At 44.1% G+C, this 22,560-nt stretch carries 22 protein-coding genes and 1 riboswitch; of the genes, 1 reads left to right on the top strand and 21 read right to left on the bottom strand.

From position 1 onward, the window contains the following. Positions 1-67: 67 nt before the first annotated feature. The 5 genes from rpoZ to C6344_RS03190 form a co-directional block, all read right to left on the bottom strand. Positions 68-271 carry a DNA-directed RNA polymerase subunit omega gene (rpoZ, locus tag C6344_RS03210; RefSeq protein WP_003211647.1) on the bottom strand — a complete coding sequence of 68 codons (204 nt, stop codon included), beginning with the start codon at positions 269-271 and terminating at the stop codon, positions 68-70. A gap of 3 nt (positions 272-274) precedes the next feature. Further along, positions 275-889: a guanylate kinase gene (gene gmk, locus C6344_RS03205; protein ID WP_003212381.1), complete on the bottom strand. Its 615-nt coding sequence runs from the start codon at positions 887-889 to the stop codon at positions 275-277. A gap of 9 nt (positions 890-898) precedes the next feature. Continuing rightward, on the bottom strand, positions 899-1,168 hold the full coding sequence (remA, locus tag C6344_RS03200) for an extracellular matrix/biofilm regulator RemA (RefSeq protein ID WP_008344898.1): 270 nt from the start codon (positions 1,166-1,168) through the stop codon (positions 899-901). Between the two features lie 76 nt (positions 1,169-1,244). After that, positions 1,245-2,120: a YicC/YloC family endoribonuclease gene (locus C6344_RS03195; RefSeq protein ID WP_060596218.1), complete on the bottom strand. Its 876-nt coding sequence runs from the start codon at positions 2,118-2,120 to the stop codon at positions 1,245-1,247. Positions 2,121-2,203: 83 nt separating this feature from the next. Next, positions 2,204-4,879: a calcium-translocating P-type ATPase, SERCA-type gene (locus C6344_RS03190; protein ID WP_066030926.1), complete on the bottom strand. Its 2,676-nt coding sequence runs from the start codon at positions 4,877-4,879 to the stop codon at positions 2,204-2,206. Between the two features lie 164 nt (positions 4,880-5,043). On the opposite strand from C6344_RS03190, the gene C6344_RS03185 reads away from it, so the two are divergent. Continuing rightward, positions 5,044-6,753 (top strand): Rqc2 family fibronectin-binding protein, encoded by a 1,710-nt coding sequence (locus C6344_RS03185; protein ID WP_060596217.1) that lies wholly within the window; start codon positions 5,044-5,046, stop codon positions 6,751-6,753. Between the two features lie 30 nt (positions 6,754-6,783). On the opposite strand, the gene C6344_RS03180 is transcribed toward C6344_RS03185, so the two are convergent. From C6344_RS03180 to C6344_RS03105, 16 genes are all read right to left on the bottom strand, one after another. Then, positions 6,784-7,287: a precorrin-2 dehydrogenase/sirohydrochlorin ferrochelatase family protein gene (locus C6344_RS03180; RefSeq protein ID WP_060596216.1), complete on the bottom strand. Its 504-nt coding sequence runs from the start codon at positions 7,285-7,287 to the stop codon at positions 6,784-6,786. Continuing rightward, the gene (locus C6344_RS03175; RefSeq protein ID WP_106072705.1) at positions 7,268-8,053 is read right to left on the bottom strand and encodes a sirohydrochlorin chelatase; all 786 of its coding nucleotides are present in this window, start codon (positions 8,051-8,053) and stop codon (positions 7,268-7,270) included. Before C6344_RS03175 ends, C6344_RS03180 begins: the two co-directional genes overlap by 20 nt. A gap of 73 nt (positions 8,054-8,126) precedes the next feature. Next, on the bottom strand, positions 8,127-8,882 hold the full coding sequence (gene cobA, locus C6344_RS03170) for a uroporphyrinogen-III C-methyltransferase (protein WP_034662468.1): 756 nt from the start codon (positions 8,880-8,882) through the stop codon (positions 8,127-8,129). Positions 8,883-8,911: 29 nt separating this feature from the next. After that, positions 8,912-9,505 (bottom strand): adenylyl-sulfate kinase, encoded by a 594-nt coding sequence (cysC, locus tag C6344_RS03165; protein ID WP_034662471.1) that lies wholly within the window; start codon positions 9,503-9,505, stop codon positions 8,912-8,914. 14 nt (positions 9,506-9,519) lie between these two features. Beyond that, entirely contained in the window at positions 9,520-10,656 is a 1,137-nt protein-coding gene (gene sat, locus C6344_RS03160; protein ID WP_034662474.1) for a sulfate adenylyltransferase, read from the bottom strand. Positions 10,657-10,713: 57 nt separating this feature from the next. Beyond that, on the bottom strand, positions 10,714-11,778 hold the full coding sequence (gene cysP / locus C6344_RS03155; RefSeq protein ID WP_106047778.1) for a sulfate permease: 1,065 nt from the start codon (positions 11,776-11,778) through the stop codon (positions 10,714-10,716). A 13-nt stretch (positions 11,779-11,791) separates the two neighbouring features. Then, complete coding sequence (locus C6344_RS03150; protein WP_034662479.1) at positions 11,792-12,493, bottom strand: phosphoadenylyl-sulfate reductase; 702 nt, start codon at positions 12,491-12,493, stop codon at positions 11,792-11,794. Positions 12,494-12,529: 36 nt separating this feature from the next. Then, positions 12,530-12,589 (bottom strand): DUF2292 domain-containing protein, encoded by a 60-nt coding sequence (locus C6344_RS19090; protein ID WP_240667870.1) that lies wholly within the window; start codon positions 12,587-12,589, stop codon positions 12,530-12,532. Positions 12,590-12,746: 157 nt separating this feature from the next. After that, positions 12,747-12,849, bottom strand: a riboswitch (SAM riboswitch). Positions 12,850-12,988: 139 nt separating this feature from the next. Then, the gene (gene pyrE / locus C6344_RS03140; RefSeq protein ID WP_106047776.1) at positions 12,989-13,627 is read right to left on the bottom strand and encodes an orotate phosphoribosyltransferase; all 639 of its coding nucleotides are present in this window, start codon (positions 13,625-13,627) and stop codon (positions 12,989-12,991) included. Positions 13,628-13,634: 7 nt separating this feature from the next. Further along, a complete protein-coding gene (pyrF, locus tag C6344_RS03135) occupies positions 13,635-14,339 on the bottom strand; it encodes an orotidine-5'-phosphate decarboxylase (RefSeq protein ID WP_066030934.1) in 705 nt (234 codons plus the stop codon). Beyond that, the gene (locus C6344_RS03130; protein WP_066030935.1) at positions 14,311-15,243 is read right to left on the bottom strand and encodes a dihydroorotate dehydrogenase; all 933 of its coding nucleotides are present in this window, start codon (positions 15,241-15,243) and stop codon (positions 14,311-14,313) included. Before C6344_RS03130 ends, pyrF begins: the two co-directional genes overlap by 29 nt. Further along, positions 15,237-16,013, bottom strand: coding sequence for a dihydroorotate dehydrogenase electron transfer subunit (locus tag C6344_RS03125; protein ID WP_060596209.1), 777 nt, complete (start codon positions 16,011-16,013; stop codon positions 15,237-15,239). Before C6344_RS03125 ends, C6344_RS03130 begins: the two co-directional genes overlap by 7 nt. Further along, positions 16,010-19,225, bottom strand: a complete 3,216-nt coding sequence (gene carB, locus C6344_RS03120; RefSeq protein WP_066030936.1) for a carbamoyl-phosphate synthase (glutamine-hydrolyzing) large subunit — start codon at positions 19,223-19,225, stop codon at positions 16,010-16,012. Before carB ends, C6344_RS03125 begins: the two co-directional genes overlap by 4 nt. After that, positions 19,210-20,304 carry a carbamoyl phosphate synthase small subunit gene (locus tag C6344_RS03115; protein WP_034662495.1) on the bottom strand — a complete coding sequence of 365 codons (1,095 nt, stop codon included), beginning with the start codon at positions 20,302-20,304 and terminating at the stop codon, positions 19,210-19,212. The genes carB and C6344_RS03115 overlap by 16 nt, the downstream gene beginning before the upstream one ends. Next, entirely contained in the window at positions 20,301-21,587 is a 1,287-nt protein-coding gene (locus C6344_RS03110; RefSeq protein ID WP_060596206.1) for a dihydroorotase, read from the bottom strand. Before C6344_RS03110 ends, C6344_RS03115 begins: the two co-directional genes overlap by 4 nt. After that, positions 21,571-22,494 (bottom strand): aspartate carbamoyltransferase catalytic subunit, encoded by a 924-nt coding sequence (locus C6344_RS03105; protein WP_106061518.1) that lies wholly within the window; start codon positions 22,492-22,494, stop codon positions 21,571-21,573. Before C6344_RS03105 ends, C6344_RS03110 begins: the two co-directional genes overlap by 17 nt. Positions 22,495-22,560 lie beyond the last annotated feature (66 nt).

Genomic DNA, 22,560 nt, shown 5'->3' with positions numbered 1-22,560 from the left:
AAAGTCAAAACCAATCATAGTTTTGACTTTTTTGAACGTATCGTATCTGCATAGCAGAAGCGATGTGTTATTCTTGATCCTCTTTTTCAAATGTCAAAAGACCGGCATCGATTTCTTCCAGTGCTTTGCCTACGAATTTGTAAGACTTTGTATTTTCGATTTGCTGATCTTGGTGGATCTGCATTTCACGTGCACGGCGTGCAGACACTGTCACAAGTGTATATTTTGAATCAAGTTTGTTCATCAATGAGTCAATTGAAGGATCTAACATAGTTTATTCTACCCCCAGCATTTTTTTATATCTTGGTGCGACTCTGTCTCTGCGCAGGTGTTCTGCAAGGACGATCGCTTTGATTCTTTCACAAGCAAGCTCGACATCATCGTTTTCCACGACATAGTCGTAAGCATCCATCATTTCAATCTCTTCTTTTGCAGCAGCCATTCGATTGCGAATGAGCTCCTCAGACTCTGTACCACGTGTAATGATGCGGTTTTGAAGTTCCGAAAGACTAGGCGGTGCAAGGAAAATAAAAAGACCTTCTGGGAATGCTTCTCTTACTTGAAGTGCACCTTGCACTTCGATTTCAAGGAAAACATCTTTTCCTTCGCTTAATGTCTGTTCTACATAGTCAACAGGCGTGCCGTAGTAATTCCCGACATACTCTGCCCATTCTAACAGCTTTTTGTTTTCAATCATATGTTCAAATTCTTCCCTGGATTTAAAGAAATAATCGACACCATTTCTTTCACCTTCACGCGGTTTACGTGTCGTCACAGAAATAGAGTATTCAAATTTCGTATCTTCCTGGGAGAAAATGGCTTGTCTGACCGTTCCTTTTCCAACTCCCGAAGGTCCAGAGAGAACGATTAAAAGTCCTCTTTCTTTCATAATGGCGTATTACCCCTGCCCTTCATCTATGATTTCTTCTTTTACAGAAAGTCTTTGCGCGACAGTCTCAGGCTGAACGGCAGATAAGATGACATGGTCACTGTCCATAATGACAACAGCACGGGTTCTTCTTCCGTATGTAGCATCTATGAGCATGCCTCGATCTCTTGCGTCTTGTATCATTCGTTTAATCGGTGCTGATTCTGGACTGACGATCGAAATCATCCGATTCGCTGAAATGATGTTTCCAAATCCGATATTGATCAACTTTATGGTCATCTTCTAACGTCCCCCTGTAATATAAACGTCTCTAGTCTCGCCGAAAGAGACGCACTGTAAACAGCTTACACAATGACTATTCTATATTTTGCACTTGTTCTTTTATTTTTTCAATAGCACTTTTCATTTCAACCACCAGCTTTGTTAAATGATGATGGTTCGCTTTTGAGCCAATGGTGTTCACTTCACGGTTGAGCTCCTGTACAAGAAAATCAAGTTTTCTGCCGGCAGCACCGCCTTGCATCAAGATTTGCCGGAATTGCTGAAAGTGACTTTTCAATCTCGTAATCTCTTCTGTAATGTCACAGCGGTCAGCAAAGATGGCAGCCTCTGTTGTCAATCTGCTTTCGTCAAGCGCCTCTCCGATCCATTCTTGCAATCGCTGATTGAGCCTGTCTTTATACTGACTCACAACCTCTGGTGCAAAGACTTTGATTTCTTCTGTATAGGCCTCTAATTCAGAAAGCCTCAGCTCACAGTCTTTTTGAAGTGATGTCCCCTCCTGCTCTCTCATGAAGCAAAGCTCCTTGACAGCCGTTTCACAAGCATCCATCAGCAATTGCTCTAACTGCTCATTTCGGCTGGCCGACTCTTCTACTTGAACGGCATGCTCCAGCCCCAGTAAGTCATGTGCATGCTGAATGCCTGAAATGTGATAGCGCTTCTCGAGGTCTTTTGCGGCTTTCATGTATTCATCAAGCAGCGGCCAGTCGATCTGCAAGGACCGGCTTGCTAGTTTACCGCCTTCAATCGTGACAAACAGCTCAATTCTACCGCGCTGCACGTGACGAAGAATGATTTTTTTTAATGTGTCTTCGAAATATAAAAGCGGCCTCGGCAAACGGGCATGAACCTCTTTAAAACGGTGATTGACCGATTTTAGCTCAACTGACACTGTCAGTTCTCCATCCGTTTTACTCGCTTGGCCGAATCCCGTCATACTGCGTATCATGTCAAAACACCCAATTCTTTCATATTAATAAAATGAAAAAGGTAATAGCAGACACTATTACCTCAAAATTATACCATAACGAATTATTTTTTTCTTGTCAAAAGTGATCCTGCCAGTAAAAAAGTTGGCAGTGCAGACATACCGATGATCAGCAGCCAATCAATTGGTGCAATGGCCACCGTTTTGAAAATCGGCTGAAGCGGCGGATAATAAATGACCACAAACATAAGTAAAAGTGATGACAAAACCGCACCGATCAAGTAAAGATTCCCGAATGGATTGCGTTCAAAGATGGACCGTTCACTGCGGCAGTCAAATACATGAATGAGCTGCGCCAAAACAAGCGTACTAAATGCAACAGTCTGTGCATATTGCAGGTTGTTTGGATCGCGGTGATACACAAACATAAATGCTAAAAGGGTCGCAAGCCCGATGAGGAATCCTCTAGATACAACCTTCCAGCCGAGCCCTCTAGCAAAAATGCCCTCTTTCATGTTCCTCGGCTTTCGCTTCATGACATCGCCTTCTGGCTTATCCATGCCAAGTGCCATCGCTGGAAGACCATCTGTGACAAGGTTGACCCATAAAATTTGAATAGGAACGAGAGGAAGCGGAAGTGCTAGGAGCATCGCGAACAGCATAACCAAAATTTCTCCCACATTGGATGCCAGCAAATACCGGACAAACTTCCGAATGTTTTCATAAATATTCCGGCCTTCTTTAATGGCGGATTTAATGGTCGCAAAGTTGTCATCAAGTAAAATAAGAGAAGATGCTTCTTTGGCTACGTCTGTTCCAGTGATGCCCATGGAGATGCCGATATCTGCTTGCTTAATCGCAGGCGCATCATTGACCCCGTCACCTGTCATCGCCACAATATGTCCATTTTTTTGATAGGCCTTCACAATTCTCAGCTTATGTTCAGGTGATACCCGTGCAAAGACGTATACATTTTCAGCCGTTTGCTCAAGCTCTTTGTCACTCATCTGATCCAGCGCTTTTCCGTCGAGCACCTTTCCTTGCTTTGGTAAAAGGCTCAAGTCTTTGGCAATCGCTTTGGCTGTTTCCACGTGATCCCCTGTAATCATGACTGTTTTTATACCAGCATCCCTGCACTCTTTAATCGCTCGTCTGACTTCAGGACGAGGTGGATCGATCATGCCCTCTAACCCGATAAATGTCAAATCGGTTTCAGCCTGCTGGACAGAGTTGATTTTTTCTGTCAGACCGACTTTTTTATACGCAATGGCAATCGTTCTCAGCGCTTGTCTTGCTAAGCCTTGAATCGCAGCCTCTGTTTCTTGCCTGTGAGTGGTTGAAAAAGAAGCTGTGCGGCCGCCGTGCATGATATGACTTGAACGGTTCATCAGGACATCCGGCGCACCTTTTGCAATGACATACCGCTCTTTTTGATTCGTTTCGACGACGACTGACATCATCTTTCTTTCTGAATCAAAAGGAAACTCCTCTACAACGTGAAATCCGGCTTCGATGAATTGCTCAGTAAACCCTGCTTTACGTGCTGCTGTGAGAAGCGCCCCCTCTGTCGGATCACCATCAAGCCTCATTTCGCCGTCTTTTTCAACGATGGTTGATGTATTACAAAGCGCCCCGTATAATAACACCTTTTGCAGACTTGGATGTTTGTCTACATGGACAAGTTCTCCGTTTAAGGTGAAATCACCAGATGGCTCATAGCCCGTACCAGAAATATTCCACGTTTTGCCCTCTGCCCATACATGTGTCACAGTCATTTTATTTTGCGTCATTGTTCCTGTTTTATCTGAGCAAATGATCGACGCGCAGCCAAGTGTTTCCACCGCCGGAAGCTTTCTGACAATCGATTTTTGTTTGATCATCCGCTGCACTCCTAAGGAAAGTGCGACGGTGACAATCGCCGGCAGTCCTTCAGGAATGGCAGCAACCGCAAGAGATACTCCCGCCAGGAACATATGGTACAAATCATGTCCTTGCACAACGCCAAGAACAACAACGAGAACCGTTAAAAATAAAGCAGCAACAATTAGGATTTTCCCCAGCTGTTCGAGACGTCTTTGCAGCGGTGTTTCCATATTCCCTGCTGCATCCAGCATGCCGGCAATTTGTCCCATCGCTGTATTCATCCCTGTACCAATGACAACGCCCACGCCGCTTCCTCTAGTGACAAGCGTCCCCATAAAGGCCATGTTCGTCAAATCTCCAAGCGAGACATGGTCTCGTGAAAGCGGACTTGCGTGTTTGACCGCAGGGATGGACTCGCCAGTGAGAGCGGACTCTTCAATTTCTAAACTTTTGGTTTCTAGTAATCTAATGTCTGCCCCAATCCGGTCTCCACTCGAAAATTTCACAATATCCCCTGGCACGAGATGTTTAGACGGGATCTTGACCCATTCATTATTTCTCCTAGCATACACATGCGGGGTTGATAATTCCTTTAGCGCTTGAAGAGATTTTTCCGCGCGGCGTTCTTGATAAAAGCCGAGCACTCCATTAATCAGAACAATGGCTACAATTGCTACAGCATCAATGTATTCGCCTAAAAAAGCAGAAATGATCGTTGCCGCAAGCAAAATTAACACCATAAAATCTTTAAATTGCGCTAAAAAAATGATCAGAGCCGACGCCTTTTTCCCTTCCTGCAATTCATTTGGCCCGTGTTTTTCAAGCCGTTTTTGTACATCTTTTTCTGACAGTCCGTCACCTATCGATGTATTCATTGTTTTTAATAAATCGGTTTGGTTCAGTTCATGCCAATTCATTTGACCTCGTCCACTCCTCTTTTGTTCTCTCTCATATGCAGTGTTCTATAAGCCAGTTTATTCAGACTCGTCCTAAATCATGCTATAATAATAAGACTGCCTAAAGAACGAGAAACGGAAGGTTCTTTCAGTAGATTTGTGTGAAAGAAGAGGGTGTATCCAACATGTCATTTGACGGCATTTTTACATATGGTATGACAAATGAATTGCAAGAGACATTAACTGGCGGAAGAATTTCAAAAATTCATCAGCCATATAAGCACGAGCTGATTTTTCATATCCGGGCAAACGGAAAAAATCATAAGCTCCTTTTATCCGCTCATCCGAGCTACGCTAGAATTCAGCTCACAGAGCATCAATATGACAATCCAAGCGAACCTCCAATGTTTTGTATGCTCCTCAGAAAGCATCTTGAGGGCGGATTCATTGAACGTTTTGAACAGATTGGATTTGACCGGGTGATCGTACTTCATGTACGAAGCCGCAATGAAATTGGCGACGAACAGACTCGAAAGCTCTACATTGAAATCATGGGAAGGCATAGTAATTTGATTCTTGTAGAAGATGACACGCAGCAGATCATCGATGGCCTAAAGCATCTTTCTCCATCTGTGAACAGCTATCGAACGGTACTTCCTGGTCACGAATACCTTCTGCCGCCTGCACAGCAAAAATTGAATCCGTTTGAAGTGACGAAGAATGATATTTTAAAGCATTTACGCTTTCAAGAAGGAAAGATCGCAAATCAAATTGTCGATACATTCTCTGGGGTTTCTCCGCTGTTTGCAAAGGAAGCTGTACACAGGGCCGGTCTTGTCAATCAGGAAACGATTCCAAATACACTGCTCGACATGTTCCAGCTTATTCGCATGCACTCCTTTACCCCGCAGCTCACAAGAAAAGACGGGAAAGAATATTTCTATTTATTAGAACTTCAGCATGTCCATGGCGAGATGAAGACATTCGACTCTCTCAGCCAGCTGCTTGACCGCTTTTATTTCGGAAAAGCTGAGAGAGACAGAGTTAAACAGCAGGCGTCTGACCTTGAACGGTTTGTCGTAAATGAAAAAAAGAAAAATGAAAACAAGCTCAAAAAACTGAAAAGAACTCTTGAAGAATCTCAACATGCACATAAATATCAGCTCTATGGCGAATTGTTAACAGCCAATTTATATGCCATCAAAAAAGGGGATAAAGAAGCGACTGTCATCAATTATTACGATGAAGATGGCGGAGAGATCACGATCCCGCTCAAAACAAACAAAACCCCTTCTGAAAATGCGCAAGGGTATTTCACAAAATATCAAAAGGCAAAAAATGCAGTAGAAGCGGTCAATGAACAAATTGAGCGGACGCATGAAGAGATTGCTTATTTTGAAGAGTTGATTCAGCAGCTATCCTCTGCCTCACCGAAGGATTTAGAGGAAATGAGAGAAGAACTTGTTGAAGGAAAATATTTACGCGCCAAACAAAAGCGCAACGCCAAAAAGAAAAAACAGGCGGCCATTCAGCTTGAAACGTATGAATCGTCTCAAGGTATTCCGATTTTAGTCGGAAAAAACAACAAACAAAACGAGTATTTAACCACAAAGGCTGCTGCCCGTGACGACATTTGGCTGCACACGAAGGATATTCCTGGATCACATGTCGTCATCCGTCATCAAGCACCTGATGAAGAGACGCTGCGTGAAGCGGCTCAAATCGCTGCCTACTTCTCGAAAGCAAAGGAGTCGAGCTCCGTTCCTGTCGATTATACGAAAATCCGGCATGTGAAAAAACCAAATGGAGCAAAGCCGGGATTTGTGACGTATGATCAGCAGCAAACATTATTTGTCACGCCTGACGAAGATGTGGTCCTAAAGCTGCGAAAATAATAAAAGCCGATAAAATCCCTTAAAGAGATTTTATCGGCTTTTTCTTTGTTGTTTTTTTCTTTCGATATAGAGAGCGTCAAGTGCATCTACATCCTCTTGTTCTAGCAACGCCTCAATTTCCGCAGCCAGTTGTTTTGTCCGGGCTGGGCTCGCACCGCTTGTAGAGACTGAAATCGTCACTTTCCCTGCTTTGACCACCTTTGGCACGATCACATTGCCAAGCTCTGATTGGCTCACACAATTCACTAGCTGGTGAGGCCGGGCTGTTTGTGCAATCCATTCATTTACCGCTGGATCGTTTGTAGCAGCTACAATGAAAAATGCACCCTCTAAATCTTCCACGTCCACTTTCTTTTCCTTCCAATTCAGGTTGTATGTATCAATGAGACGTGCCATCTCTTTAGAAATGTCAGGACTCACGACGGTTATATGGCAAGGCTCCATGCATAGCGCCTCTGCCCTTCTTGCGGCTATTCGTCCACCGCCGGCGATGAGCACTTGTTGATCGGTTAAATCAAGATGGACTGGAAGCATGGCTTTCTCCTTGGAAATGAAACGCATCGTCTTTGTTTAAAATGGTTTCTTGCACGCGTTCAATATAAGCCGCTTTTACATGCGGATGAAAGCCAATATACCGGCATACCCGGACATCTTTCAGCCTCTTTCTCGCCTGAGCCGCTTCATTTTCAATCTCTTTCATTAAAATACCCGTAAACAACAAGTAAGGAACGAGATAAACAGGCGCATCATCATCTGCTGTTAATTGCGCAAGAACATCTCGGTAATTTGGCTCACATGCCGTAATAAAACATGGCAAGACCTCTGCGAGAGGGAGCAGGCGCCGGACATCGTCCGCAATGCCAAACACATCCCGCTTCACATCGGGGTCAGAGCTTCCGCGGCCAATTAAAAGAATCCGTGCTTTCCCGCCTTGATATCCTGCCTCTTCAATTCTTGCAACAACCGCTTTTGTCACTTCTTGATTGACCCCGATTGGTTTTCCGTATGTGACCTTCACTTGCGGATATCGCTTTTGTACTTTCTCAATCTCGACTGGAATATCTGATTTGGCATGCATGGCAGTTAAAAGGAGGAGCGGGACGATCGCAATGTGTGTAGCTCCTTTTTTCACACAGGCTTCAAATCCTTCTTCTATAGAAGGGGCTGTCAGTTCTAAAAAACAAATTTCTTGTATATCTGCTTCTACTAACGGCATACAGCTTTTCATAAAAGAAATGGCTTTATCTTGTGCTTCTTTTACTCTGCTTCCATGCCCAACATAAAGTACAGCTTGTTTCATGTGGCTCCTCCCTCTACTTGTTTTGATCAGACGAAAAGACACGATCGATGTACGTGTCTTTTCTTTATCATTCTCATTTCTCGATTAAGGCGGGTTCAAACCAGCTCAGTTTTTGGTGAAAATGAACGACATCTCCAACTACAATTAAACTTGGATGCTCGATGCCTTCTTTTTCAACTGTTTCAGACAGTGTCGCCACAGTGCAGCAAGTCGTCTTTTGCCTCGTCGTGGTTCCCCAGTGTATAAACGCTGCTGGCGTTTCAGGATCGCGTCCATTTTTTAAAAGAAGCTGCTGCACTCTTTTCACGTTTTTGACGCCCATGTAAATCACAAGGGTATCAATCCCTGTAGCCAGCGCTTCCCACTTTTCTTCAAAATGCTCATCCTTTTGATAGTGACCCGTGACAAAAGCGACATTTGAGCTGAATTCACGATGCGTCACGGGAATGCCTGCATAAGCGGCCGCTGCAATACCAGAGGTAATTCCAGGGACGACTTCATACGGAATTCCGTGCTCAGCTAAGCATTCGATTTCTTCACCGCCTCGGCCGAATACAAAGGGGTCGCCGCCTTTCAGCCGAACGACAACGTTCCCTTCCTTTGCATGGGCCACAAGGGCTTCATTGATGGCTTCCTGTCTCATCGTATGATGATTTGGCAGCTTGCCGCAATAGATTAATTCCGCCTCGGGTTTGGCGTGGGCGAGTATTTCTTGATTGACAAGGCGATCATATAAAATGACATCTGCCTGCTGTATTGCCTTATGGGCTTTTAATGTAATTAAGTCTGGATCCCCAGGTCCAGCCCCCACAATGTATACTTTCCCCATCGTGCTTTTCTCCCCCTGCCATCAGGCAATTATTTCGCTCTTCCCTTTACATAATCAACAAGACGCTGTTTGGACTCTTCACGAGATAATTCACCTGTATCTAGTACGAGCTCAGGCGCAGCTGGTTCTTCATACGGTGAATCAATTCCGGTAAAGAACGGAATTTCTCCATTTCTGGCTTTTTTATATAACCCCTTTGGATCACGCTCTTCGCATACGTTCAGATCACATTTCACAAACACTTCGTGAAATTCTCCCGCTTCAACTAACTGTCTGACAATGCGGCGGTCTTCTTGAAACGGAGAAATAAAAGCCGTGATGACAATCGTTCCTTGTTCAACAAATAACTTTGCCACTTCTCCGATGCGGCGAATGTTCTCTTTTCTGTCATCATCTGAAAACCCTAAATCTTTATTCAGTCCATGCCTTACATTATCGCCATCAAGAACGGTGACTTGATAGCCTTGTTCAAACAGCTCTCTGGCCGCTGCATTTGCGATCGTTGATTTACCTGACCCACTTAGACCCGTAAGCCAAATAATGCCGCTCGTATGATTGTTTTTCTGTTGATATTCTTTTTTTGTAATAGATGAATCATGCCACACGATATGTTCATTGCTCATGTCATACCCTCCCATTAAGATACCGTCGTTTTTAATCCTTCGATTAATGTTTCAATAACTTCTTTTCGGCTGAACGTGCTTGGCGGTAATTCACCGTTTCTCAGCATCGTTCGAACCTTTGTACCTGAAAGAATGACATGCTCGCTTTTATCGTGAGGACATGTTTTTGGTGTTGCCATTGCTTCACATGTATTACAGTAGAAGCTATGTTCAAATTTTAACGGGGTAATGCCAATTTCTTCACTTGTAAATTGTTCAAATAACTCCTGCGCCTCGTATGTGCCGTAATAATCACCAACACCCGCATGATCTCTTCCCACAATAAAATGAGTGCAGCCGTAATTTTTTCGAACAAGCGCGTGAAAGATTGCTTCCTTTGGTCCAGCATAACGCATTGCCGCAGGAAAAACACCTAAAAAGACGCGATCCTTTGGATAATAACCGTTCAATAACACTTGATAGCTTTTCATTCTCACGTCTGCCGGAATATCGTCTGATTTTGTTTCACCGACAAGTGGATTTAAAAACAAACCATCGACTGTTTCAAGTGCTGTCTTTTGAATATATTCATGGGCACGGTGAACAGGGTTTCTCGTTTGGAAACCAACAATGGTTTTCCAGCCGTTTTCTTTGAAATGCCGTCTTGTTTCTTCTGGCTCATACGTAAATTGAGGGAATGGTTTTTCACTGCGTTTCGTCAGTGTAATTTTACCACCAATGTATATGTCACCGCGTTCAAATAATTTTTTCACGCCTGGATGATTGCGGTCATCAGTTTTATATACATTCACCGCTTCTTTTTCCTTATCTGGTGTGTATTGATCCTCTACTTCAATCACCCCATATACAGTTCCATTATACGATAGACGCACAATATCACCTTGATGGATCTCCGCTGCCTTTTCCTTTGTCACTGGCAGTGTAATAGGAAGAGACCAAACAACACCACTTGCTAACCGCATACTGCTCACAACGGCTTCATAATCAGCTTTTGTTAAAAACCCTTCAATTGGACTATACCCGCCAATTGCTATGAGTTCAAGGTCTGCAAAGGAGATAGCATCTAGTTCAATTTCCTTTGCAGCCGTGCTGAGATCATACTCTTCATTTACTCGATTAATTAATACGCCACCATGTGGTGTTAAACTCATTTGTTCATCTTCCTCTCAATGTTCATATTTATTAGATGTAAATAGTCGGATTTGCCGTTAAATCCCGCCGCCCTGTTCATGAATCGAGCTGCTTTCATTTTTGACTGCCTTCATCAGACTCAGCGCACCAAGTGAGGCAAGCAGTACACTCATCATGATAAAGATAGAATAATAGTCTCCTTTTAAGAAAAGGCTCACCAGCAAATACGATAGGCTAAGTGATAAAAAGGGTGACACTACCCACACTTTCAGCATTTTTTTCACCACATGTTTATGAAAAATATTTGGTCCGCCTTTTGCCATTCCAAGCCCAATGATAGACGAGGAGGTGATTTGGGTAAGTGGAACTGGCAGCCCAAAAATAGAGCTGACGATGACAAGTCCAGCACCGGTACTCGAAAGCAAAATCCCTTCACCTGTTTGATAGCGGGTGATTTTCTTTCCGTTTGTTTCAAGCACTCTTCTTCCTAATAAAAGGGCACCCAGTGCAACGAAAAGTCCGCCGTAAAGCGTTCCTTGCCCAACGGATAAAATGCCTGAAGCAACAAGGGGGCCTACAGCATTTGCGACATTGTTCATCCCAGCAGAAAACGCTTCTAGAAATCCACTGATGATCAAAACGATCGATAAAATCATGTTGCCTTTTTTTGACAAGGTTCGTTTCGGGAACATTCTGATGATTTTGACTACAACGAATGTAAAAAGAAAAGCAACAATAGGAATGATGACCCAAAATGACACAATGACTAAAATGGATTTCACATACAATACTTTATACGCTACTGCAACTCCAACGACAGCACCTACTGTGACCTCACTTGTTGATAAAGGGATGGCCATCAGATTCGCTATAAAGAGTGATAATGCAGCAGAACCAATAATAATACAAACAATTTCAAGTGTAATGACAGATTCAGGCATAATTCCAGAGCTAATCGTTTTGACGACCTCACCGCCGCCAATGACTGAACCTGCTAAAATCCCAACTGCACATACGCTAAGTGCATAGATAGGCTTTTGAATAGCACCTGACCCGTACGCGATGCCCATCGAAGCAGCTGCACCACTCGCGCCAATGTTTAGAGCGAAAAATAAACTAAATAAAATTGCGGCGATTTCCATACATTATGCTCCCTTACTCATGTAATCCGCACTCAGTCTTAGCTGTGCCTGACCATCTGCCAGAACGAAGATCCTCGGCAGTAAATGCCGGCTGTGTACACGGGGCACAGCCGATACTTGGATATCCCTGATCATGCAGCGGATTATAAGTAAGTTCCTCTCTAGATGCATATCTCCATATGTCCTTCCACGTCCAGTGGATAAGCGGACATACTTTCACTGATTTGAATTTTTCATCCTGGTTTAAAAAGTTCGTCCCTGCTCGCTTGGGTGACTGCTCTCTTCTTAAGCCAGAAAGCCATGCCGGATAGCCGGATAGCGCTTCTTGCAAAGGAATGACCTTACGCATATGGCAGCAGCTTTGAGGGTCCGTTTTCCATAGCTGATCACCATGCTGCTCGTTTTGCTCCTCAACCGTCAGCTCAGGGGTTTTCAGCACAATATCTAAACCTGGGTATCTTTCCTTTACCGCATCAATTGTGTCGTACGTTTCCTTAAAATGCAGACCTGTATCTAAAAAGACAATTCTTGCATCCTTTTTTACTTTCGCAATAAGATCAATGAGGACGATGCCTTCAATACCAAAGCTGCATGCATAAACGAGCTGATCACCATAATGACCGTATGCCCATTTCAGCACAGATAAGGCCCCTTTATACAAATCATCCTCTTGAAATGTAATGGACGGCTCTTGCCAATTTTCATAAGTTAACATTGTTTCTCCCCTTCCGGAGTATCACTACTCTCCGCACTACGTCAACCGACTTTTTCTGTTTTCTTCCACTTGAATCACTTGACCGTCCTGAACAATCAGCGTAACTGAACCGAATTCATATCCCCAATCAGTTTCTGCATATGCTTCAATAAGTCTTCATCCTGATTTCGCTTCACTTCCATCTCGTCTTCCTCCTCACCGTTAAAATAAAAAAACTTCCTTTCAGTCCGAAAGAAAGATGAGGAAGCTCATTTCCTTATCTTTCAAAATAGAATCATTTTGCAGGAAGTAGCACCTTGCAAATCGCAGGTTGCCGGGCTTCATCGGGCCAGTCCCTCCACCTCTCTGGATAAGTGTTTTAATTTGTCTTAAATATTAACACAATTCAAACAAAAGTCAACCCGACTTTATTGATAGGATTAGTTTTTATTTGAATTTGAGTCTATTTTACTATTTTTAACCAAATAAAAAAGCTGTGCGGGTACGCACAGCTTTTTAGACGGTTTCTTCCATCCAAGATTCAGAGGAAGGATCTTGTCTCCAGCGTTTTAGTTTATTCATAGCAGAAGGCTCGATCGCTTTCAGCTCAAGTGCCACGTCTGTCAGTGTGTCATAGTCTGTTAGGGTGACATATGGAATGTTTTTCTCTTGAAAAGCTGCTGCAGCTTTTGGCAGTCCGTATGTGAAGATCGCGGCAACGCCTAGTACGTCACAGCCCGCTTCTTGAAGAGCAGCGACCACTTCAAGCACACTGCCTCCTGTTGAAATCAAGTCTTCTACGACGACCACCTTTTGACCTTTTGATACGGCTCCTTCAATTTGATTCCCTTTTCCATGTGCTTTTGGCTTACTTCTCACATAACACATCGGCACGTTCAGACGGTCTGCCGCTAATGCCGCATGCGGGATGCCTGCTGTTGCAGTACCAGCAACAACCTCCGCTCTTTCAAAATGAGTGAGAATCAACTCTTTAAGACCTTCAGCAATGTCGTGTCTTACTTCTGGGTAGGACAAGGTAAGACGGTTGTCACAATAGATCGGTGATTTGATACCGCTTGCCCATGTAAACGGTTCGTCTGGTTTTAATGAGACCGCTTTGATTTGTAATAGGTGTTTAGCGATTTTTGTTTTCATCTGGCAGTCACTCCCACTCTTTTAAAATTTGATGATAGGCTTCCAATGGTTTTTCAGCTTTTGTGATTGACCTTCCGACAACAATTTGTGAAACACCTTGCTCTTTTGCATAGGCAGGAGTCGCCACACGCTTTTGGTCATCGGTTTGATCATTTTGTAAGCGAATCCCCGGCGTGACAGTGAGAAAGGCAGGTGAGATGTGCTCATGAAGGGCTTTGGATTCATGAACAGAGCAAACAACACCATCTAGTCCACTTTCATATGCCAATTGCCCGTACCGGATGACAGTCTCTTGCAGCGGACGGTCTATGAGTAATTCGCTCCTCATCATGTCTTCTGACGTACTCGTCAGCTGTGTCACTGCAATAATGCCTGGACGTTTTTGTCCAGCAGGCGTCCCGCTTTCAAGCCCTTCTAACGCAGCTTGCATCATATGTTTCCCGCCAGCAGCATGCACATTGACCAAATCAACACCAAGTGCGGCAAGCCGGTTCATTGCTTTTTGCACCGTTGTTGGAATGTCATGTAATTTGAGATCGAGGAAAATGCGGCAATTTTTTTCTTTGAGCTCGTCAAGGATAGCAGGTCCTTCTTGGTAAAACAGCTCCATGCCGACCTTCACAAATAATGGCGTCCCTTCAAAGGGTTCTAAAAAGGCGAGCGCTTCCTGCGCTACCGGAAAATCAAGCGCGATGATGGGCAAGTGCTTCATGTTTCCAGCTCCTTCCGATACATTCCTCTACAGATGAATAGCCATATGCTGCTAACACTCTTGGCAGTTCTTCAATGATTTCTGGGCAAATAAACGGGTTTACAAAATTGGCTGTGCCAACAGCTACTGCACTTGCACCTGCTAGTAAAAATTCAAGTACGTCTTCAGCATTTTGTACCCCGCCCATTCCAATAATCGGAATAGAAACCGCTTGACTGACCTCATGTACCATGCGCACAGCGACAGGTTTTACTGCCGGTCCTGATAATCCGCCTGTTTTATTGGCAAGAATCGGTTTCCCCGTTTTTAAATCTAAACGCATACCGATTAACGTGTTAATCATCGTGAGTCCATCCGCTCCAGCAGATTCAATCGCTTGAGCAATCTCCACAATATTGGCTACGTTAGGAGACAGCTTGACATAGACAGGTACCGAAGAGACTTCCTTCACCGCTTTTGTCAATGCTGCTGCCATATGAGGATCTGTACCAAAGGCAATTCCGCCTGTTTTGACATTCGGACATGAAATATTCAGTTCAAGGGCATGGACATTTTTTGCTTGGCTGATTTGCTTGGCTACTTCGACATAATCATCGACCTGTGAGCCAGCGACGTTTGCAATGATCGGCGTATCAAACTGCTCAAGCCAAGGCAATTCATTTTCCAGCACGCCTTTTAGGCCTGGATTTTGAAGACCGATTGCATTGAGCATACCGGCACCTGTCTCCGCTACCCTTGGTGTCGGATTGCCAAATCTCGGTTCAAGGGTTGTGGCCTTGATCATGATACCGCCCAGCACTGATAAGTCATATAATGAAGCAAATTCCCTTCCGAATCCAAAGCAGCCTGATGCAGGGATAATCGGATTCTTTAAAGATAAGCCGGGTAACTCAACGTTTAGCATGACAATGCCACCTCCTCTGCTTTAAATACAGGTCCATCCAGACAGACTTTGACGTAAGGTTTTTCGTGCTGGTCGGTATGACAGACACATGCAAAGCAAGCACCAATTCCGCAGCCCATTCGTTCTTCCATTGAAATATAGACAGGCTTATCGGGATAAGAGTCTTTTAGTGCTTTTAACATAGGTGTCGGTCCGCAGGAAAGCATGACATCAAAGCTCAAATCATTCTCTTCAATGACACCTGTCACGAAGCCCTTTGAACCATATGTCCCATCAACTGTCGCGATAAACGTATCTCCGAGTGCTTGGAATTTCTCCTCGTAAAATACATCCTTTTTCGATTGAAAGCCAAGGACATGCTTGACGATGACACCTTTTTTCGTTAAACGCTTGGACAGTTCATATAAAGGCGGTACACCAATTCCACCGCCGACTAGTAAGGCTGTCTGACCTGGCTGAACAACTGAAGGATCGTACCCGTTGCCAAGCGGTCCTAATACATCGATGGATTCCCCATCCCGCTTTTGGGAAAGGAGCTTTGTGCCCTCTCCCTCTGCGCGGTAGATGATGGTTGCTTCTTGTTTCTCGGCATGAATATTGGCAATACTGATCGGTCTTCTCAGCAGCGGTGTCATGGACTCGCTGACCTTGATATGAAGAAATTGTCCAGCCGTTTGAAAGGAGTCCACAAGGTCTCCTTTTAATGTCATTTCGTAAATATGATCAGCGATCTCTCGGTTTGAGACGACCGTCAAGTATGCTTTTTTCATATCGTTACTGTCACCTCAGCATTCGTTTTCACTACTGGCATTTCGTCCGCTCTAAATGTCATGCTTTCCAGCACTCTTAAAATGGCTTCTGCTGTATCTAGCGATGTTAAGCAAGCTACGCCATTTTCAACAGCTTCACGTCTGATTCTAAAGCCGTCTCTTGCCGGCTGTTTTCCTTTTGTTAGAGTGTTGATGACAAATTGAGCTTCCCCGTTTCGAATGACATCGAGAAGGTTTTTGCCTTCTTCTCCTATCTTGCCGACAACACTTGACGGGATGGAGGCTTGTTTTAAGTAATTCGCCGTTCCTTCTGTCGCTAAAATATGATAGCCGATCGAATGGAATCTTCTTGCAATCTCAAGTCCTTCTTCTTTATCCTTATCAGCAACTGTTAGAAGAACTGTTCCGTCTTTAGGAATTTGAATGCCCGATGCAATTAATCCTTTGTAGAGGGCTTTTTCAATTGTGACATCTTTCCCCATGACCTCACCTGTAGATTTCATTTCAGGCCCGAGTGTAATATCCACTCTTCTTAGTTTTGCAAAAGAGAAGACTGGAACTTTGACGTACACCCCTTCTTGCTCTGTGTGAAGTCCTTCTTCGTAGCCATAGTTTTTAAGCTTGTCACCTAAAATGACTTTTGTCGCTAGATTTGCCATCGGGATGCCTGTAATTTTACTTAAGAAAGGAACTGTCCGGCTTGAACGAGGATTCACTTCAAGTACGTACACTTCACCTTTCGAGAGAACAAATTGAATGTTTAGCAGCCCAATAATATTGAGGCCTTTTGCAAGCTTGATCGTGTATTCTGCGATCTTCGCTTTGATCTCATCAGACAATGTTTGCGGCGGGTAAACCGCAATCGAGTCACCGGAGTGGACCCCGGCTCTTTCAATATGTTCCATAATGCCTGGGATCACGACAGTTTCCCCATCAGATACGGCATCTACTTCAATTTCTTTTCCCGTCAAATATTTGTCAATTAACACTGGGTGCTGCGGATTGACTCTCACCGCATTCTCCATGTAGTGAAGAAGCTCTTCTTCTTGATAAACGATTTCCATCGCACGACCGCCTAATACATAGGAAGGACGGACAAGGACTGGGTAGCCGATCTGATTGGCAATCGCTACAGCTTCAGGCACAGACGTAGCTGTTTTCCCTTTAGGCTGCGGCACGCCGAGTGCTTCTAATGTTTGTTCAAACTTGTCTCGGTTTTCGGCGCGGTCTAGGTCTTCAAGAGAAGTGCCGAGAATCTTCACCCCTCTATTTGATAATTCATCTGCTAGGTTGATCGCCGTTTGTCCGCCGAACTGGACGACGACTCCTTCAGGCTGCTCAAGATCAATGATGTGCATCACATCTTCTACAGTGAGTGGTTCAAAGTAGAGCTTATCTGAAATACTAAAGTCTGTTGAGACCGTTTCAGGGTTGTTGTTAATAATGATTGCTTCATAGCCTGCTTGTTTAATTGCCCACACAGAATGAACCGTCGCATAATCAAATTCAACTCCTTGACCGATTCTGATAGGACCTGAGCCTAATACGATGACGCTTTTCTTGTCTGTGCGTTCTGATTCATTTTCATCTTCATACGTGCTATAGAAATATGGCGTCTCGGATTCAAATTCAGCCGCACAAGTATCTACCATTTTGTAGACAGGTACGATGCCTGCTTCTTGTCTTAGCTTGTAGACATCCGCTTCATTCATATTCCACTCGCGGCTAATATAGATGTCTGAGAAACCTTTATCTTTCGCATCTTTTAATACGTCTGTATTGCCTTTGTTTTCTTTTAATGTCTTTTCAAATGCGATGATGCCTTCCAGCTTATGAAGGAAGAAGTAATCAATTTTTGAGAATTCATGTATTTGTTCAACCGTATAGCCTCTTCTAAGCGCCTCGGCGATATAGAATAATCGTTCGTCTCCCGCCTTGATAATCCGCTTTTCAAGCACTTCGTTTGTGATATCTGCTTCATCTTTTAATTCAATGTGATGCACATCAGCTTCAAGTGAACGGACAGCCTTTAGAAGGGACTCTTCTAATGTACGTCCGATCGCCATCACTTCACCAGTTGCTTTCATTTGCGTCCCAAGACGTCTGTTAGCAGATTCGAATTTATCAAACGGCCAGCGCGGGATTTTAGACACAATATAGTCAAGTGCCGGTTCGAAGGCAGCATAGGTTTTCCCTGTGACTGGATTCATCATTTCATCAAGCGTTAAGCCGACAGCAATTTTCGCTGCAAGTTTGGCAATTGGATAACCAGTTGCTTTCGACGCAAGTGCAGAAGAACGACTGACGCGCGGGTTTACTTCGATGATATAGTATTGAAAGCTGTCTGGGTCAATCGCCAGCTGTACGTTACAGCCGCCTTCAATGCCAAGTGCCCGGATCAGCTTGAGCGACACATTGCGAAGCAGCTGATATTCACGGTCACTTAATGTTTGGCTTGGCGCCACAACGATACTGTCACCTGTGTGGATACCGACAGGATCAAAGTTTTCCATGTTACAAACAACGATCGCATGATCACCGCTATCACGCATGACTTCATATTCAATTTCTTTAAAACCTGCAATGCTTTTTTCAAGTAAGCATTGTGTGACTGGGCTTAACTTCAGGCCGTTTTCGACGATTTCCTTCAGCTCTTGCTCGTTTGTACAAATTCCGCCGCCTGTTCCGCCTAATGTATAAGCTGGTCTCACAATGACAGGGAAACCGATTTGATTCGTAAACGCTATCGCTTCTTCAAGGTTATGGATGATTTCACTTTCTGGTACAGGCTCATTTAGTTCATTCATCAGATTACGGAATAAATCTCTGTCCTCTGCTTTTTGAATAGCTGACAGCTTTGTTCCTAATACTTCAACACCGCATTCAGCTAATACGCCAAGGTCTGATAATTCAACAGCAAGGTTAAGTCCAGTTTGTCCGCCAAGTGTTGGCAAGATCGCATCAGGACGTTCTTTTCGAATGATTCGTGTTAAGAATTCTGGTGTCAGTGGTTCGATGTATACCTTATCGGCCATTTCTGTATCTGTCATGATGGTCGCTGGATTGGAATTCACAAGAACGACTTCATAGCCCTCTTCTTTCAGTGCTAAGCAAGCCTGTGTGCCTGCATAGTCAAACTCCGCTGCCTGTCCGATGATGATTGGACCTGAACCGATGACTAAAATCTTTTTGATGTCTACGCGTTTTGGCATACTTCTTCCCCTTCTTTCTCAGTTGTATGAATCATGTCCATGAACTGGTCGAATAAGTAGTTCGCATCTTCTGGACCTGGTGACGCTTCTGGGTGGTACTGGACAGTGAATGCTGGTGCTTCTTTATGTTTTAACCCTTCAATCGTATTGTCGTTTAGGGCGATATGTGTGACTTCGAGCACGTCCTCGTTAATTGCACTAACTGTGTAGCCGTGGTTTTGAGATGTCAGTGTCACCTTGCCGGTGGCTAGTTCTTTGACTGGGTGATTCGAGCCTCTGTGTCCGAATTTCATTTTTTCAGTACTTGCGCCGCACGCAAGAGCGAATAATTGATGTCCAAGGCAAATGCCAAAGAGCGGAACCTTTCCAATCAATTGCTGAATCATCTCGACTGCTTCTGGTACATCAACAGGGTCTCCAGGGCCGTTTGAAAGCATGATCCCATCAGGCTTTAACTGCAGCACTTCATCTGCCGTGATATTGTACGGCACCACGATGACATCACAGTCACGTTTATTGAGCTCGCGCAAAATGCCATGCTTCATGCCGAAATCGACAAGGACAATTCTTTTTCCTCTTCCCGGGCTTGGATACGCATTTTTCACAGATACTTGACTCACTTGATCAGTCGGCAGCTGCATTGTTTGAAGGCGGCGGACTACGTCTTCCACTTGTTCTTCCGGTCCTGCAAACGCCCCTCTTAAAGTCCCTGCACTTCGAATCATTCTCGTCAGCTTCCGTGTATCGATTCCGCTAAGACCTGGAATGTTTTTCATTTTTAAGTATTCATCTAGTGAGTATGAAGAGCGCCAGTTTGAGGGCTTTTCACAAAGCTCCTTCACAATCAGCCCTTTTACAAACGGTGTGATCGATTCAAAATCATCACGGTTAATGCCATAGTTGCCGATGAGCGGATAAGTGAGTGTGACAATTTGTCCGCAGTATGATGGATCAGACAAAATTTCTTGATAGCCCGTCATCCCTGTATTAAAGACGACTTCTCCGACTGACGATTCTAAGCTGCCAAAGCCTGTTCCTTCGAATACTGTTCCGTTTTCTAGCACTAAGCGTCTCTTCATTTTACTAGTCTCCCCTCTTCATACACGACTTTCCCAGATGCAAGTGTCATGACCGGCCATCCTGATACAGTCAATTTGTCAAACGGTGTATTTTGCCCTTTTGATAAGAAGCTTTTTTTATCGATTGCCATTTCTTTGTTTAAATCAATGAGTGTGATATCAGCTGTTTGTCCTTCTTCCAGCTTTCCATATGGAAGAGAGAAGGCTTCTGCTGGCTTGATTGTCATATAATCAACGAGTTCTTTTAATGTCCATTCGCCTGTTTTGACAAATCGTGTATACAGAAGCGGGAACGCTGTTTCAAGCCCGACAATTCCAAAAGGTGCACGCTGCATCGTTTCGTTCTTTTCTTCTTCAGTATGCGGCGCATGGTCTGTTGCGATGAAATCAATCGTTCCATCTAAAAGTCCCTCGATCAGTGCCTCGCGATCCTCTTTTCCTCTGAGCGGCGGGTTCATTTTATAGTTTGTATCAAGACCAGGGATGTCCGCATCACATAACAGCAGGTGATGCGGTGACACCTCAGCTGTCACACGGATGCCTGCTTTTTTTGCATCGCGAACGACTCGCACAGATTCTTTCGTACTGATATGACATACATGATAATGGCAGTTCGCTGCTTCTGCTAAAAGAACATCTCTTGCAATATGCACCGATTCACAAATGGACGGTATACCGTTTAATTCATTTGCTTTTGAAAATTCTCCTTCATGAACGCATCCTCCGTAAATGAGCGAGTTATCTTCACAGTGTGCCACAATCGCTTGATCAAGACTTGCTGCCTTTTTCATGGCTTCGTACATCATGCCTGCTGTTTGGATGCCGACTCCGTCATCTGTAAAAGCGAAGGCGCCTGCTTCTTTTAGTGCTGCAAAGTCCGTCATTTCTTCCCCAATCTGTCTAGTTGTAATGGAGGCGTATGGCAGTACTCTGACAGAAGAGGTCTCTTCGATTCGATCCATGAGCCATTCCATTTGCTCTTTTGTATCTGGAACTGGGCGTGTATTCGGCATAGCTGCAATCGTCGTATATCCGCCTCTTGCGGCTGCTTTAGAGCCTGTTTCAATCGTTTCCTTTTTCTCTCCGCCTGGCTCTCTTAAATGTACATGCAGATCAATTAAGCCTGGTGAAACAAATAGCCCTTTAGCATCAATGACCTCTTCTCCGTCTTCTCTTTCTAAGTGACCAATCGCTTGAATTACTTCTCCTTCTACCCTAATATCCTGCTGCACTTTTTCGCCTGTGCTTGTTAAGATAAAACCGTTTTTAATGAGATATGACATAGACAGAATCTCTCCCTTTTTGATGTAGTCTGCTATTTTGAAAAGCTCTTTTTAATACGGCCATTCGGATATAGACTCCATTTTCCATTTGCTTAAAAATCCTTGACTGCTTTGACTCTACTAATGAATCATCTATTTCAACACCTCTGTTCACTGGTGCTGGATGCATAATAATGGCTCGTTCTTTCATGTTGTTTGCCCTGTCTACTGTTAATCCATAAGTCGATAAGTAATCTTCACTGCCCATTTTTTCAGCATGTCGTTCATGCTGAATTCTGAGCAGCATCACCACATCAGATTGTGTGATGGCTTCATCTACTTGGACATACGTTCCGTGAGGGTTTTGCTCATCTTGAAAGGAAGCAGGCCCTGAAAAAAGGACTGTTGCTCCCAGCCTTGAAAGAACCTCAGCATTCGACCTTGCCACCCTGCTGTGTTTGATGTCTCCATGAATCGAAATCGTTAAGCCCTCAAAGCCGTCAAACTCTTCATAGATGGTCATTAGGTCAAGCAGTGATTGGGTCGGATGCTGCCCGCAGCCATCTCCAGCATTGATGATGGGAATCCCAACCTTCCCGATCAGCTCATTGTAATATTCATCGGTGCTGTCTCTGATCACACATGCTTTCACGCCGATGGATTCGAGCGTTTTTACCGTATCGTAAAGTGTTTCGCCCTTTTGAACGGAGGTGCTTGCTGCATCTAAGCTCAGTACATTCATCCCCAGTTTCTTTTCGGCAACTTCGAAGCTAAATCGTGTTCTTGTACTTGGTTCAAAGAAGAGGTTTGCTACAAATTCTCCCGCTAAGCCAAGTTCTTGCTTCCCCTTTTTGAGAGCCGCTGCTTCTTCAATCAGCTGTAAAATCTCTTCTTTAGACAAGCTGCTCATTGTCGATAGATCATTCATTTTTTCTTCCCCCTCTAGTTTTTCATCACTTTCAGGTTCAAAAAAACCCTAAGCCTCGGCAGCTTA

The organism is Bacillus sp. GBSW19, assembly GCF_002998655.1.
Taxonomy (GTDB): Bacteria; Bacillota; Bacilli; order Bacillales; family Bacillaceae; genus Bacillus.
The sequence above is the reverse complement of the archived record's forward strand: the minus strand, read 5'-3'. Positions and strand labels throughout refer to the sequence as shown.

What these genes read in the sequence shown, in the direction of transcription:
- rpoZ (WP_003211647.1), bottom strand. Translation starts at nt 271, where the DNA reads ATGTTAGATCCTTCAATTGACTCATTGATGAACAAACTTGATTCAAAA.
- gmk (WP_003212381.1), bottom strand. Translation starts at nt 889, where the DNA reads ATGAAAGAAAGAGGACTTTTAATCGTTCTCTCTGGACCTTCGGGAGTT.
- remA (WP_008344898.1), bottom strand. Translation starts at nt 1,168, where the DNA reads ATGACCATAAAGTTGATCAATATCGGATTTGGAAACATCATTTCAGCG.
- C6344_RS03195 (WP_060596218.1), bottom strand. Translation starts at nt 2,120, where the DNA reads ATGATACGCAGTATGACGGGATTCGGCCAAGCGAGTAAAACGGATGGA.
- C6344_RS03190 (WP_066030926.1), bottom strand. Translation starts at nt 4,879, where the DNA reads ATGAATTGGCATGAACTGAACCAAACCGATTTATTAAAAACAATGAAT.
- C6344_RS03185 (WP_060596217.1), top strand. Translation starts at nt 5,044, where the DNA reads ATGTCATTTGACGGCATTTTTACATATGGTATGACAAATGAATTGCAA.
- C6344_RS03180 (WP_060596216.1), bottom strand. Translation starts at nt 7,287, where the DNA reads ATGCTTCCAGTCCATCTTGATTTAACCGATCAACAAGTGCTCATCGCC.
- C6344_RS03175 (WP_106072705.1), bottom strand. Translation starts at nt 8,053, where the DNA reads ATGAAACAAGCTGTACTTTATGTTGGGCATGGAAGCAGAGTAAAAGAA.
- cobA (WP_034662468.1), bottom strand. Translation starts at nt 8,882, where the DNA reads ATGGGGAAAGTATACATTGTGGGGGCTGGACCTGGGGATCCAGACTTA.
- cysC (WP_034662471.1), bottom strand. Translation starts at nt 9,505, where the DNA reads ATGAGCAATGAACATATCGTGTGGCATGATTCATCTATTACAAAAAAA.
- sat (WP_034662474.1), bottom strand. Translation starts at nt 10,656, where the DNA reads ATGAGTTTAACACCACATGGTGGCGTATTAATTAATCGAGTAAATGAA.
- cysP (WP_106047778.1), bottom strand. Translation starts at nt 11,778, where the DNA reads ATGGAAATCGCCGCAATTTTATTTAGTTTATTTTTCGCTCTAAACATT.
- C6344_RS03150 (WP_034662479.1), bottom strand. Translation starts at nt 12,493, where the DNA reads ATGTTAACTTATGAAAATTGGCAAGAGCCGTCCATTACATTTCAAGAG.
- pyrE (WP_106047776.1), bottom strand. Translation starts at nt 13,627, where the DNA reads ATGAAAACAAAAATCGCTAAACACCTATTACAAATCAAAGCGGTCTCA.
- pyrF (WP_066030934.1), bottom strand. Translation starts at nt 14,339, where the DNA reads ATGAAGCACTTGCCCATCATCGCGCTTGATTTTCCGGTAGCGCAGGAA.
- C6344_RS03130 (WP_066030935.1), bottom strand. Translation starts at nt 15,243, where the DNA reads ATGCTAAACGTTGAGTTACCCGGCTTATCTTTAAAGAATCCGATTATC.
- C6344_RS03125 (WP_060596209.1), bottom strand. Translation starts at nt 16,013, where the DNA reads ATGAAAAAAGCATACTTGACGGTCGTCTCAAACCGAGAGATCGCTGAT.
- carB (WP_066030936.1), bottom strand. Translation starts at nt 19,225, where the DNA reads ATGCCAAAACGCGTAGACATCAAAAAGATTTTAGTCATCGGTTCAGGT.
- C6344_RS03115 (WP_034662495.1), bottom strand. Translation starts at nt 20,304, where the DNA reads ATGAAGAGACGCTTAGTGCTAGAAAACGGAACAGTATTCGAAGGAACA.
- C6344_RS03110 (WP_060596206.1), bottom strand. Translation starts at nt 21,587, where the DNA reads ATGTCATATCTCATTAAAAACGGTTTTATCTTAACAAGCACAGGCGAA.
- C6344_RS03105 (WP_106061518.1), bottom strand. Translation starts at nt 22,494, where the DNA reads ATGAATGATCTATCGACAATGAGCAGCTTGTCTAAAGAAGAGATTTTA.